Source organism: Chryseobacterium pennipullorum, from assembly GCF_003384725.1.
Taxonomy (GTDB): Bacteria; Bacteroidota; Bacteroidia; order Flavobacteriales; family Weeksellaceae; genus Chryseobacterium; species Chryseobacterium pennipullorum.
This window is the reverse complement of record NZ_QNVV01000033.1, coordinates 1-13,344: the sequence shown is the minus strand read 5'-3', so window position 1 is coordinate 13,344 and position 13,344 is coordinate 1. Positions and strand designations below refer to the sequence as shown.

The 13,344-nt window shown below is 38.9% G+C and carries 15 protein-coding genes; 8 read left to right on the top strand and 7 right to left on the bottom strand.

Annotated elements, in window-relative coordinates; all coding sequences use genetic code 11:
- Positions 1–367: 367 nt before the first annotated feature.
- Both DRF67_RS21015 and DRF67_RS21010 read right to left on the bottom strand, forming a co-directional pair.
- Positions 368–1,384: a TQO small subunit DoxD gene (locus DRF67_RS21015; protein WP_115930262.1), complete on the bottom strand. Its 1,017-nt coding sequence runs from the start codon at positions 1,382–1,384 to the stop codon at positions 368–370.
- 51 nt (positions 1,385–1,435) lie between these two features.
- Entirely contained in the window at positions 1,436–1,795 is a 360-nt protein-coding gene (locus DRF67_RS21010; RefSeq protein ID WP_123912805.1) for a hypothetical protein, read from the bottom strand.
- Between the two features lie 249 nt (positions 1,796–2,044).
- Between DRF67_RS21010 and DRF67_RS21005 the strand changes: the two genes are divergently transcribed.
- The 4 genes from DRF67_RS21005 to DRF67_RS20990 all read left to right on the top strand — a co-directional run bounded on the left by DRF67_RS21005 (position 2,045) and on the right by DRF67_RS20990 (position 4,998).
- Positions 2,045–2,860 carry an SDR family oxidoreductase gene (locus DRF67_RS21005; RefSeq protein WP_115930260.1) on the top strand — a complete coding sequence of 272 codons (816 nt, stop codon included), beginning with the start codon at positions 2,045–2,047 and terminating at the stop codon, positions 2,858–2,860.
- Between the two features lie 342 nt (positions 2,861–3,202).
- Positions 3,203–4,117 (top strand): helix-turn-helix domain-containing protein, encoded by a 915-nt coding sequence (locus tag DRF67_RS21000; protein WP_115930259.1) that lies wholly within the window; start codon positions 3,203–3,205, stop codon positions 4,115–4,117.
- 3 nt (positions 4,118–4,120) lie between these two features.
- Positions 4,121–4,441 carry a nucleoside triphosphate pyrophosphohydrolase family protein gene (locus DRF67_RS20995; protein WP_115930258.1) on the top strand — a complete coding sequence of 107 codons (321 nt, stop codon included), beginning with the start codon at positions 4,121–4,123 and terminating at the stop codon, positions 4,439–4,441.
- Positions 4,438–4,998: a DNA-3-methyladenine glycosylase I gene (locus DRF67_RS20990; RefSeq protein ID WP_115930257.1), complete on the top strand. Its 561-nt coding sequence runs from the start codon at positions 4,438–4,440 to the stop codon at positions 4,996–4,998. The genes DRF67_RS20995 and DRF67_RS20990 overlap by 4 nt, the downstream gene beginning before the upstream one ends.
- An 82-nt stretch (positions 4,999–5,080) precedes the next feature.
- Here DRF67_RS20990 and DRF67_RS20985 read toward each other — a convergent pair whose 3' ends face one another.
- Positions 5,081–5,836, bottom strand: coding sequence for a zinc metalloprotease (locus DRF67_RS20985; RefSeq protein WP_115930256.1), 756 nt, complete (start codon positions 5,834–5,836; stop codon positions 5,081–5,083).
- A gap of 110 nt (positions 5,837–5,946) precedes the next feature.
- Positions 5,947–6,324, bottom strand: a complete 378-nt coding sequence (locus DRF67_RS20980) for a winged helix-turn-helix transcriptional regulator (RefSeq protein ID WP_115930255.1) — start codon at positions 6,322–6,324, stop codon at positions 5,947–5,949.
- Positions 6,325–6,415: 91 nt separating this feature from the next.
- Between DRF67_RS20980 and DRF67_RS20975 the strand changes: the two genes are divergently transcribed.
- Positions 6,416–6,946: an NAD(P)H-dependent oxidoreductase gene (locus tag DRF67_RS20975; RefSeq protein ID WP_115930254.1), complete on the top strand. Its 531-nt coding sequence runs from the start codon at positions 6,416–6,418 to the stop codon at positions 6,944–6,946.
- A gap of 312 nt (positions 6,947–7,258) precedes the next feature.
- Here the strand turns inward: DRF67_RS20975 and DRF67_RS20970 are convergent, their stop codons facing one another.
- From DRF67_RS20970 to DRF67_RS20960, 3 genes are all read right to left on the bottom strand, one after another.
- The gene (locus DRF67_RS20970; RefSeq protein WP_115930253.1) at positions 7,259–7,759 is read right to left on the bottom strand and encodes a DUF2199 domain-containing protein; all 501 of its coding nucleotides are present in this window, start codon (positions 7,757–7,759) and stop codon (positions 7,259–7,261) included.
- A 35-nt stretch (positions 7,760–7,794) separates the two neighbouring features.
- On the bottom strand, positions 7,795–9,381 hold the full coding sequence (locus DRF67_RS20965) for a patatin-like phospholipase family protein (RefSeq protein ID WP_115930252.1): 1,587 nt from the start codon (positions 9,379–9,381) through the stop codon (positions 7,795–7,797).
- 99 nt (positions 9,382–9,480) lie between these two features.
- Positions 9,481–10,380, bottom strand: coding sequence for a magnesium transporter CorA family protein (locus tag DRF67_RS20960; RefSeq protein WP_115930251.1), 900 nt, complete (start codon positions 10,378–10,380; stop codon positions 9,481–9,483).
- 72 nt (positions 10,381–10,452) lie between these two features.
- Between DRF67_RS20960 and DRF67_RS20955 the strand changes: the two genes are divergently transcribed.
- The 3 genes from DRF67_RS20955 (at position 10,453) to DRF67_RS20945 (ending at position 13,207) form a co-directional block, all read left to right on the top strand.
- A complete protein-coding gene (locus tag DRF67_RS20955; RefSeq protein WP_115930250.1) occupies positions 10,453–11,475 on the top strand; it encodes a 3-oxoacyl-ACP synthase III family protein in 1,023 nt (340 codons plus the stop codon).
- Between the two features lie 214 nt (positions 11,476–11,689).
- Positions 11,690–12,424: a hypothetical protein gene (locus tag DRF67_RS20950; RefSeq protein ID WP_115930249.1), complete on the top strand. Its 735-nt coding sequence runs from the start codon at positions 11,690–11,692 to the stop codon at positions 12,422–12,424.
- Positions 12,425–12,472: 48 nt separating this feature from the next.
- A complete protein-coding gene (locus DRF67_RS20945) occupies positions 12,473–13,207 on the top strand; it encodes a hypothetical protein (RefSeq protein ID WP_115930248.1) in 735 nt (244 codons plus the stop codon).
- Positions 13,208–13,344: the final 137 nt, after the last annotated feature.

Genomic DNA, 13,344 nt, shown 5'->3' with positions numbered 1-13,344 from the left:
AAGGTAAATGCTACCCATAAAATAATATCTTCCTAAACGCTTATTTCGGATGTCATTTTTCTGTCCATTCAAGGCCACTGATTAAAAAAATATTAAAGACAGAACGGTAACCGATGTGTATGCGTATGACCTGGCAATCCGTTCTGATTCCTAATCTTACCCTTATTTTCTATCCATACATATAGTAATAATTCAATAGGAGCGGGCTTCAGCCCGCTCTCATTATAAAATTACATTCAATTGGCTTCAGCCAAAACCTAAATGATTTTCAAATTATTCATTCGTCTTCTGATAAAATACCAGTTGCTGGAAGGTAAATGCTATCCAGGAAATTATATTCTTCTAAACGCTTAATTCCGGATGTCATTTAATGTACCCTATTTTCTGTCCATTCAAGGCCACTGATGTCAATCAGCTTTACTGTATGGATCTCATCTTTGTGAACGATATCATGAATCGCTATACTGACATCAGCTTTAGCCCCCAATGGAATGACAAGACTGTGTTTCCCTGGTTTTACCTTGGCAACATAATGGTTTTTAATCTTATCCTTTGGCAATTCTGAAAGGTCCTTATGATCCAGCTCTTTTAAAATATTTCCGTTTTTATCAAGAATATGAATTCCGATAAGGAAAGAACCATAAACATCGGCTCCTTCCGTTCTGTAAACTTGAAATTTTAAATCAGCGTTATTATGCGAAATATGGGATATTTCAAGCTTTGGTTTTACCGATTTGTTATGCAATGTTCCCCAGACGCCCCCATGGAAATACTGATTGGTGTACAGTGTGAGCCCAAAAATGAGTAAGGATCCTGCCAGAACAAGAGCTTTCGGTTTGGATACAGGAAGATTTCCTGAACCTACCCAAGGAAACCATTTTTCACGCGTTAGGCTGATGTTTTTGTTCATAAAATAGTAATCGATAGAATAGGGGCCGCTTCCGGAGAGGAATAAAACAAAACCGCCGGCAACTCCCAATACGCCTATCTGCCATTCGTCTACGCAGGTGGTTCCCAGCCAGCCAGACCCCAGAAGGATCCCTAAAGCAAGGCTGAAGATCCCGATACTCATCAATCTTGTGAATAAGCCAAGGATGATCAACAGCCCAACGATAGCTTCTATAATAGTAAAGGTCATCATAGACCGTTGTAAGGCATCCGGATGGGTCACCAGATATTCTATTATAGGTTTAATGCCTAAGGCATTTGGCAAAAAATGATTGAATTTTTCCCCGATATAGCCGTTTTCGTCAGGGGTCAATTTGTTTTCAAGAATGAGTCTGCGCCAGAAAGCTGAAAAATAGGTCCATCCGATGACCATGCGAAGGGATAATGTATAGAGTCCGGCCAGGTCAGAAGACTGGCTGTTAATTGTATGTTTCATTGAAATTAATATTGTATTATAAAAAACTGAATGATACTGAGTGAAAATATTTTACACCAGGCTTATTTTCAGTCTTTTAAAAAGAATATATTTCGGTGGGCTGCTTCCTGTAGTATGCCCGGAATACTTATGAAAAGATATTTTTTGTTCTTCCCTATAACCGTTCCCTGATAGATTGGAAGTTAAAAAAAAATCTTTCTTTTTAAATTTGGCTTCGGATTTTGACGCCTGAAGCCGTGAAGAATTGGAGCTTATATCGCAGCCTGAAGAAAAACCGGATGTTGTTTTTACTTTATTGAGGCCACTGATGTATTGAATGTCAAAAATATCAAGCACGTTTCTTTTTACAGAACACGGAGATAATGAAAACACCAGTATAAGCATCATTATGATGGCTTTATAGGTCTTCATATAAATCTTGGTTGTTGACATGGTTACAAAACTACACTTTATTTTAGTTTTAGCTGAATGAATTTTAAAATTTCATTCAAACGATTTGGAAATACGTTGGTGAACAGCGGTCAGATTCCAAATCTGAACAGTAATTTTTGCAAGATGATTCATTGTCTGTATTTCGTCAAAATAGCTACAAGGATACTCAATATGGCTACTTTTAGTTTTCCATTTCTGAAGACCTTTGCAGTATCAATAATTAATACAATGCAAAAGACGATTTTTATTACCGGAGCATCATCAGGATTAGGAAAAGCTACCGCCAAATTATTTCAAAATGAAGGATGGAATGTAATTGCCACCATGAGAAATCCTGAGAATGAAACAGAACTTACCGGGTTACAAAATGTATCTGTTCTTAAACTGGATGTTACCAGTAAAGAAGAATTGGAGGAAACCATTGCACAGATTCTGACAGAAACTGAAATACATGTCGTGGTTAATAATGCAGGATATGGCTTGGTAGGTCCTTTGGAAGCCTTTAGTGATGACCAGATAAAAAAGCAAATTGAAACCAATCTCATGGGAGTTATCCGTATTACAAAAACGTTTACTCCTTATTTCAGAGAAAGGAAAGAGGGCGTTTTAATCAATATTACCTCCGGCTTTGGATTGGTGGGTTTTCCGACCTGCTCAATATATAGTGCTACAAAATTTGCTGTAGATGGTTTTTCAGAGAGTATGGGGTATGAATTGGCCCAGTTTGGCGTCCAGGTAAAGGTGGTGGCACCAGGAGGAATACAAACTGACTTTGCAGGGAGATCTTTGGAGGGAGCTCAACATGACGCTTATCAACAGCTGACTAAAAAAGTTCAGGAAGGGTATAGCCCGGAACAAGTAGCCAACTATTCAAAATCAGAAGATATTGCCAGTGTCATTTTTGAAGCAGCTACCGATGGTAAAGACCAGCTGAGGTATGTGGCCGGAAAAGATGCTATTGCTCTGTACAAGGAACGCTATACGATGGGAGTAGAACAGCATGTTCAGAACATAAAATCGGTATTTACGAAAATGGAGAATTGAAAGAGGAAAGTTCAAAATTATGGAGACCATTTATCGGTTTGGTTGGTTCCGAGTTGCGAGTTCTTCGTTTAGGGATAGCGGTCTATAGAGTATAATTCCCAACTTTAATTTTACAAAATAAATAGTATCAAACCATTTCTCAGTATTCCTAACTTTGAACCATAAACCATAAACCATAAACCATAAACCATAAACCATCAACCATCAACTATCAACTATCAACCATCAACCATCAACCATCAACTAGCAACCATCAACTTGCAACTCTCAACTCTCAACCTTCCACTTATAAAAACATCCTACTGACTAACAGTTGTCACCAACTCATCCTATCTTTGTATTATGAAAACCAATCACTCACCCGTTCATTTCCGTTCCTTATCAGCATTACGCGAAGCTATGGGGCTATCGGCACCGCTGCATCCTCTCATTACCATTGTCAATTATGAGGAAGTAAATTTTGATCCGAAAGCTTTTGAACACGGGACCCAATCAGATTTTTACAAAATATCTTTGAAAACAAAATTCAAGAGTAAAATTCGTTATGGACAGGGATATTATGATTTTGAAGAAGGAGGGATGTCTTTTGTAGCGCCGGGCCAGGTTTTGATATTTGACCAGGAAGACAGGGCTTATGAAGGAATGTCACTGCATATTCATCCGGATTTTATAAGACCCTATTCTTTACTGAAAAAAATAAAAAACTATGGCTTCTTTTCATATGCAGCTTCAGAAGCGTTGTACCTTTCAGAGAAGGAAAAGAAAACAATTCAGGATGTTTTTGAAAATATTCAGAGCGAACTGAATGAACGGATTGATCATTTCAGTCAGGATGTTATTATTTCTCAAATAGAATTACTGCTCACCTACAGCAATCGTTTTTATAATCGACAGTTTATGACCAGGAAAGCGGTAAACAATGATTGTATAACGAAAATGGAAGACCTGTTAGATGATTTTTTTGACCAGGAAAAAGGAATTAAAGGGTTACCAACAGTAGAATATATTGCATCACGATTAAATCTCACACCACGGTATCTCAGCGATATGCTCAGGCATCATACAGGGCAGAATGCACAGCAGCATATTCATAAAAAACTCATCGAAAAAGCTAAAGAATATTTGTCAGATGCTCAATTATCAGTTTCTGAAACGGCTTACCAGCTGGGTTTTGAACATCCACAGTCATTCTGTAAATTGTTTAAAAATAAAACCACACAAACCCCAAATCAATACAGACAATCCTTTAAAAATTAGAAGATGGATCAGAATGATTTTGATAAAATGATAGAACGTTCTCTTACGATCAGAAAAAAATATCATGAACTTGAGAAGCAGCATCACGGAAGTGAATGGACCCTTGAAGAAGACACCCTGGCATATCTTACAGATCCAGGCCTTGTAGGACGGAATATCATGTCCCATCAGAAAAGATGGCTGAAAAAAGATGCAGCCTTAGAACTGGAACATAAATTGGGTGAAAATATCTGGTGGTTGATTATCTTAGCAGACCGCACAGGAATTAATATTAAAGAAGCCCTGGAGAAATTCTTAACCAAAACAGAAAATATATTTCAATGAGTTATTGTTTAGCAATAGAAGGGATGCAGCCTGAAAGCAGAAAAGAACTGCACAAAAATTACCATGATCATTATTATGGATTTCCGATTCATGATGATAATGAGCTGTTTGGAAGACTGCTTATGGAAATCAACCAGGCTGGTTTGAGCTGGGAAACCATCCTGAAAAAAGAAAACAGTTTCCGAACCGCATACAGTAATTTTGATATTCATAAAATAGCGGCGTATACTGTGGAAGACCGCGAAAGACTTTTAAACGACAGTGGAATCATCAGAAATAAACTGAAAGTGAATGCCGCGATCGAAAACGCAAAAACCATTATGGGCCTGCAAAAAGAATATGGTTCATTTGAAAAGTGGTTGGAGCATCATCATCCTAAAACGCTACCGGAATGGATGAAGCTTTTCAAAAAAACCTTTAAGTTTACAGGTGGTGAGATCGTTAATGAATTTCTGATGAGCACAGGATATCTGAAAGGTGCCCATGCTGAAAGCTGTCCGATTCATTCAAAGGTCTTAGCTCAAAATCCTTTATGGAAAAAGGAAGACGATCAGTAATAAAAAAAGTAAAAACAGGGTGTTGAAATGCCAGTACCCTGTTTTTTTAAGTTTCAAGAGTCAACTCAATATCTGAATCAGGTTATTTTCCGCCGTTAGCTTTCAGGTCTGCCTTGCAGTTGCTATCGAGCTGAGGAATATTTCCGGTCAGGATAAATCCTAAAATATCTGTAGTTTCAGAAGCATAATACATGAGGCAGTTTTTGTCATTGCAATGGTTACCATTAGCTGAATCTTTATGCTGAGTCTGCATGGGAGATCCCAGATCTACCAGTCCGAGCAAATGCCCAAGTTCATGTTCAAGGATAGTGGCTTCAAGTTTCGTTCGGCTTGTCTGCCCAAGTCCTCCCGAATTATCACGGATCACTTTTCCAAACAAAGCAACCGATGTATTGCGGTAAGCAATTCCCAGGGTGTTGGCATTTCCTGAATATTGTCCGTTGGTATACAGTATATTGATCGCAATCGTAGATCCGTTCGTGAATAAGGTGCGGTTCGTGTTTTCAATTTGTCTGATGTCGTCAGCAGATAAGCTGGAGGAAGAAGCTCCGGGGATTTCGCGCTGGATAATGGTAATTCCGTTGTCTTTCCTGAGAGAAGTGGATAAAAAGTTCTTCAGATGCTCCAGTGCCTGTGCATTCGGTGCATATCCTGGCATGTACTGAATCTCGATCCGCAAAGAATTGTAGCGGTTGCTGCTCAATAAATCGTTTGAAGAAGCCCCAACAGCACGGGTATGATTGTAATCTGATGTGCCGTTGCTGAATTCATTATTGTCTCTGTTGCAGGAGGCTACTGCGAGGCAAACCAGGGCAAGTGAAATAATTGTTCTCATCATGTCGTATTGTGTTTAATATGATGATACAATATTACTGAAAATAAAATGATCTGCACTTTTACCGGAGAATCTTTGTTGATTCTATGTATTATGTAATAGATATTTGGTTTTTATGAGGTTTTCTTATTTTTTTCAATCAGTTTTTTATGTGCTTTGCCCCATTTTTCAAATTCCAGAATAATAGGCTTCAACTGATATCCTATTTCTGTAAGCTCATATTCTACCCGCGGAGGAACTTCAGCATATACGGTTCGTGTGATAATTTTATCTTCTTCCAGCCTGCGCAGCTGAAGGGTCAGCATACGTTCTGTAATATTATGGAGCTGCTTCTTCAACGCTCCAAATCTCATTTTACCATTGATCAGATAGCAGCAGATGGCCAACGCCCATTGCCCACCGATAATGTTGGAGGCATAGACCTCCGGACACTCATCAGCAAGTGCTTTCTTATTGGAAAAATTGGTTGAGGTTTCCTTTATTTTAGTCATTACTTACATTTTTTATAGTACCATACAATGGGTAGCTAATGTACAAAATGTAAGTAACGTATTGTAATTTTGCAGTACAAATTTAAACATAATGAAGACTTTAGTGATTGTTACCCATCCTGACCTTGAAAAATCGGTTATCAATAAAAGATGGGTTGAAGAATTAAAAAAATATCCCGAAAAATATACGGTTCATCAGTTATATGAAGCTTATCCTGATGGAAAAATAAACATAGCGAAGGAGCAGGAACTGATGGAAGGTCATGACCATATCGTATTTCAGTTTCCTTTTTACTGGTTCAGCAGTCCGCCTCTTCTGAAACAATGGCTGGATGAGGTGGTTTTGTATGGCTGGGCATACGGAAGTACCAGTGGATATAAACTGGCAGGAAAGAAGATGTCATTGGCTGTTACTGCCGGAATTGATGAAGACGGCTATACTGCAGCCGGAGAATATAAATACACCATGGAGGAGCTTTTCAGACCTTATGAACTGACCTTTGATTATATAAAGGCAGATTACAAAAAGCCTTTTGTATATTATGGAATTGAGCGTAATTCTTCTGATGAATGGATAGAAAAAAGCATTCCGATGTATCTGGAATTTTTAAATACTTTTTAGACTTTTAATAGTCAATTCATATTTTTTATCTTTTTATTTCTGATGGTCTCTGTATCCATTCGTACACCTTGGGATATTATTACTTTTTAGTGAGGTAAGAAATTGTTGCAACGATACAGAGAAGAATTCCCAGAAGGAGGAAAGGCAGCCATAAGACAAAGGATAATTCACCCAGTTTTATAATAAAACGTGAATAGTTTCCTCTGTTAGTAAATAATCCTATCGATATACAAAACATAATAATTGATAGAGAAATCAGTGACAGACCCGAGAAAAAGATATACTTGGTGAATGATTTCATTTCCAGTTGATTTAATTTGCTTTTAAGACCCTGTTGATCCTCCTTTCTGCTTCCTCTTTCGTAATTCCATTATAGAAATCATCTACAAAAGCGTGTTCATGGTTCTGATGTGGAAAAACAAATGGCCTACCGATCGAATTGTTGACAACAACTGTGGTAGGAGTGCTTTCAGAAAATTCATAATCAGGAAGATAAGTGGACAGCCAGCCAAAATATTCAGCTTCAAATTCCTTATCATCATAATTCTCTACATATTCATGGTAGCTTTTTTCACTTAATGAAACCCAGATTCCATAATCGAGATCCCGGCAGTCATCAGCCACTTCCTGTATCAGAACGGCCCGGATGAAATGATGGGTGCCTTCGGGAGTTTCAACAATGCAGAGATCTGAAGTAAGTTTGGCATTTTTCAGTTCATCCTCAGATAAGCAGGAGTAAAAATAAGGTGAATCATAAGCCAGTGCCGGCCAATCCTCTTTTTCCTCACCGCAGCATTCACAGATATATTTCATGATTAATGTATTTGATCAAAAATACTCAAAAATCCTTACCCCACCGTTGGCGTATCCTCTTCTTTCAGGATTTTTTTATCCTTCATGGTGAGCATCATTCTTTCATATTTGTATTTATTCCAATCGAACTGGTTGAGAAAATCAAGGGCAGCCTGAAAGCCCCTGTTGAAAAGCTCTTCCTTTTCCTCTTTTTTCATAAAGAAATTGAGCCAGCTGCTGGTTCCGCAATTGACAGACTGTATGCTGTACAAACGGTAGAACGTATGCTTGGTGAGAAAAGTCTTGTCATTAAACCCTTTTAAAGTACTGATGATATTGCCGGCATAGCTGAAAGGGGTTTTCATAATTTCCTCACTTGTTTTTCCTTTTTCGGAAAGCATATCGGAATCACTGGTAAGCTGTACCCCGAAAAGAGGCAGCCTGGGGTAGAATACTTCTTCCGCGTGGAAAAGGTCGATCGGAAAATTGGAAATACTACCGCCGTCGATAAAGACCCCGACAGGATTGATCTCTTCTTTTTTGGTGTTCATCCAGAACTTCCATGCGTATTTCACAGAATCATCCTCCCGGTTGATCCGTTTCTGATAAGGTTCAAAAAAGAAGGGAACAGACATTGACGCCCGGACAAACTCTGCCGGGCTAATCCGTTTCAGCTCTTCTTCAGACCAGTAGAGATTGGCCATGGTAGGCAGTTCCACCTTGATCTTGGCGTTGATATCTGTGGTGATCACCACATACTCAGATCTGAGTTGATAGAAAGGATTGTTTTTATAATAATCATTATTCAGGGCACTGTCATAGAAAATCTTATATCGGGTCTGGTCGATGTGTTCCTGATTTTTAGTTTTTATGTCTTCAATACTTTGTAAAGCGATGTCATAATATTCCTGTCCGTTTCCATACCGGTAATTGAGACCGAGGCCATGTTCTTTCCGAATAAATTTTTCATTGAGATTCGCTACCGTCTTTATTCCCAGATCGTCCAGAGCTTTTGTCATGGTACTCAAAAATACATTTCCGGGATTGAGCCCGCTGTTTTCTTTTCTGAAATTATGATACAGCTTTTTGATGCAGAAGAAAAGAATAAGAGCCGGAACCAGGGGAATCAGATACATCAGTTTGGCGCTGACAATGGTTTCGGAACGAATGGCAAATGGAAGAACAATTAAAACAATCAGAAATACGGCTGCAATAATGCCATTGATCTTAAAGAAGTTCTTATTGTTCAACATCGCATGGAGGGTCGTTTTTACATAGGTTTTGCCATCCATGAAATCTGAAAAATCCCAACTTAAAAGGATTGACCGGATGAGGTCACTTTTAGCCTCCTCCTTGGTTTTGCACGCTGCAATCAGCATGGTATTGATCGCTCCTGCACTGGTTCCGGCAACCTTCAGAAACCGGATCCCGAAGACTTCCAGCCCATACAGATAGCCTACCAGCGCACTTCCCCACACGCCACCGCCTTCCTGTACAAATTCTACATACTGATGACCATCCGGATCCAGAAGATCAGAAAATTCCTTGGCTGAAATATTTTCATACAAAGCCGTCAGCTTTTCTTTGGAAGCCTGCGAAAGATAATCATCTTCCAGAATGGTATTGAGGTCTTCAGTTTTCATAGTATAGTAGTTTTGAGGGCAAAAACTTTTACTTTCCAGCCATTACAAAAGGTAGGCTGGACATCCTAAATTCATGCTTTTCGTAGCAGTGCCGGTATTTTACCACTGTTTCCGTCTCACATAAATAAAAGTACTGATGGCCACGGTGGCCATAATTCCCAGGGTGATAAAGTAGCCGTATTTATGGTGAAGTTCCGGCATATTGTCAAAATTCATCCCATAAACTCCCGCAATAAAGGTAACCGGTAAAAAATACACCGAATAGATAGCCAGTACTTTCATCACCTGGTTGGCTTTCTGATCAGAAAGGGCCAGAAACATAGAGATCAGGTTGGTGATCTGGATATTTAAATGATCAAAATCGGCCACTACGTCTTTATGTTTGTCCTTTAAGTCCATAATTTCTGAATCCTGAAGATCAAGGAGTTTAAACTTATCCACAGCATCCGTGGAAATAATCAATACCCTTGAATTCAATCCTGACTTACGTTTCAGTTTATAAAGTCTTCGGATCTGGCTGGTATGATTGGTATTCTTAAGAAAAATTTCATTTTCGATATTATCCATGGTTTCCAGCAGGCTGATGGATTCATCATCAAAACTTTTCATGATTAAAATAGCGATCATCAGGGCTATTTTCTGAGGAGTAGCTTCTTCCCGGATCACCGACAGTCTTTTTTGGGTGTCGGTAATACTTCTTGTTTTCATTCGGTGGATGGTAATAATGGTTTTATCCAGAATGAAAATGGCAATTTTGGTACTGATGTCACTGATGGTGTTGAGGTTTTTCCGTTCAAGCTCAGTACTTTCACGAAGGAGGAAAAATTTTACATTTCCATCCTCTTCATATTTGGGAAGGTGGTTCGGGTCAATGGTATCTTCCAAAAGAAGATTATTAATTTCATATCTTTCATGAAGGAATTTCAGGTCTTCTGCAGTAGGAGCCTCTACATCTACCCATTCGCACTGGGTACTTCTGTATATCGTATCAATTGGCATAAAGTAAAAATACTAATATTTTGAAAAACTATGTGTTAAATAATTTTATCTTTACCAAAATTAAAAAACTATATGATTAAAAGTACAATAAAAGGTGTGGGATTTTATGTTCCAGATAACGTTGTTACAAATGATGATTTAGCAAAACTGATGACCACGAATGATGAATGGATTACGGAGAGAACAGGGATCAGGGAACGAAGACACAGAAAAATCAGGAATGATTCTCAGGAAACTACTGCTTATTTAGCTTTCAAAGCTTCTGAAAAAGCGATTCAGAACGCCAGGCTTACCGCAAAAGATATCGATTATATAGTTTTCGCAACGCTTTCTCCGGATTATTATTTTCCGGGATGTGGAGTATTGCTTCAGGAGATGTTGGGATGTGATACCATTGGCGCATTGGATGTAAGAAACCAGTGTTCGGGATTTGTCTACGCGATGAGTGTAGCCCATGCTTTTATAAAATCGGGGACCTATAAAAATATCCTTGTGGTAGGCTCAGAAGTTCATTCCTTTGGATTGGATTTTTCTGATGAAGGAAGAGGTGTTTCAGTTATCTTCGGAGATGGGGCAGGGGCGGTCGTTCTTTGTGCTTCAGAAAACGAAAATGCTGGTGATATTTTGGCTGTCAATATGCATTCTGAAGGAAAATATGCTGATGAATTGTGCACTCAGTTCCCTGGGTCCAAATACGGATGGAGCGACAGAATGAGAAAGGAACCGGAGAACGTTACCAATAAGGAAGTATATCCGATCATGAACGGAAACTTTGTCTTCAAACATGCGGTAACAAGATTCCCGGAAACCATGATGGAAGCTTTGAACAAAGCAGGGAAGACCGTGGAAGATCTCGATATGTTTATTCCTCACCAGGCCAATCTGAGAATTGCCCAGTTTGTTCAGCAGAAGTTCGGATTGCCGGATGAGAAGATTTTTAACAATATCCAGAAATACGGAAATACCACAGCAGCATCTATTCCGATTGCCTTAAGCGAAGCCATTGAGCAGGGCAAAATTAAGAGGGGAGACCTGGTTCTTCTTTCTGCTTTCGGAAGCGGGTTTACCTGGGGAAGCGTTTTATTTGAATATTGATTAATTCATAATTTTATAAAGAATCCACAAATTATTTGTGGATTTTTTTTATGAGTAGTTGCTTTTTATATCTATTTTATTCTCTTTATGTGATCTAAGTAGTGGTCTTGAATAGCCTAAAATAGGGCCAAAATGTTATTTTTCTGGCATGATACTTGCAGGTCCTGGTGCTGTTCGAACTATTTTTTAACAATAAAAAAACACAAATATAGAAATGAAAAATAAGTTATTCTTTGGGATAGCACTATTTCCTATGCTTATTGAAGCGCAAGTTGGAATCAATACAAAGACTCCTCAAAAATTATTACACATTGATGGCTCGGTACAAATAGCAAATGAACTGAATGTCGGTGGAAATGCTTCTACAGCAGGTTCTGCCGGAACTGCCGGACAGGTATTAAAGTCCGGTGGACCGGATACAGCTGCAACATGGCAAAATCTTGCAGGGGTCCCTAATGCTATAGGAACTGTGATTGTTGTCAACGGACAGTTTCTGGTAGCCCAGGAAATGGTACTGCAGTTATCGGCCGACTATACCAGTACTGCTGCTGCCAATGTTGCTGATCCCATCGGGAATTTAACCAATGTTATTATTGACAATGAAAACGGTTATTCAGGGAGCAGCACTACCAACTCATTTCGAGTATCAACGGACGGAATATATCAGATAACGATCAATGCCCAGCTCTCAACCGATAATGGCGAGTCTCCTGTAATCGGCGTATGGAATAATACGGCCAATAAATGGATAGCTTGTGTTAATGACAGCTTTACACCGGCTAACGGAAATTTGCAGACTTATACCCTAATCGCTTCTGCGCCCATGAAAACCTCAGAAACCTATTCGTTTAGAATTGCTAATAGCGCCAACGTCACGGTGAAACAATCGAGCAGCGGAGTTACAGGTTCCGGACCAATTACCCAAATGACTTTGATACGTTTAAAATAAATTTCTGCAAATTCATTGTGGATATAAGTTATAAAAAAATACAAAAAAATGAAAAATAAATTATTTTTTGGGATGGCATTATTCCCATTGTTAATCGGAGCGCAGGTAGGTGTTAATACAACAACTCCCCAAAAAACATTACATGTTAATGGTTCACTACAAATTACTAATGAGCTAAACGTAGGTGGAAATGCTACTACCACGGGATCAGCCGGAACAGCCGGACAGGTTTTGAAATCTAATGGACCAGGTGCTGCTCCATCATGGCAGAATCTTGCCGGAGTTCCTAATTCTACCGGCGCAGTTATTGTTGTTAATGGTGAGTTTATTGTAGCTCAGGAAATTGTAGTACAGCTAACAGCTGATTATACCAAGACCACTCCGGTCAGTATAACGGATCCTATTGGGAACTTAAATAATGTCATTATTGATAATGAAAACCGTTATTCAGGAAATGCTGCAACCAATTCTTTTAAGGTATCAGCAGATGGAGTATATCTGGTAACTATGAATGCTCAGCTATCAACGACTAATGGACAGGCACCTGTGCTCGGGATCTGGAATGATACTACCAATAATTGGGTAGCACGGGTTAATGACCGTTTCACAGCACCCAATAACAATCTGCAAACCTATACTTTGCTTACGTCAATTCCTATGGTAGCCTCCGACACGTACTCATTTAGAATAACTAATAATGCAGCGGTGACTGTAAAGCAGCTAAGCAGTGGAGTTACCGGCTCCGGACCGGTTACTCAAATAGCAGTAAGACGTTTAAAATAAGTTCAATACTTTCAAGATATTAAAAATCCACAATAATTTAGACTGCACCCAAAAGTTTAGACGAAATTAAACAATATTATTATATGAAAGAGTTCGGTACTGTACCGGACTCTTTCCTTTTAGATTAAGTCTTATCC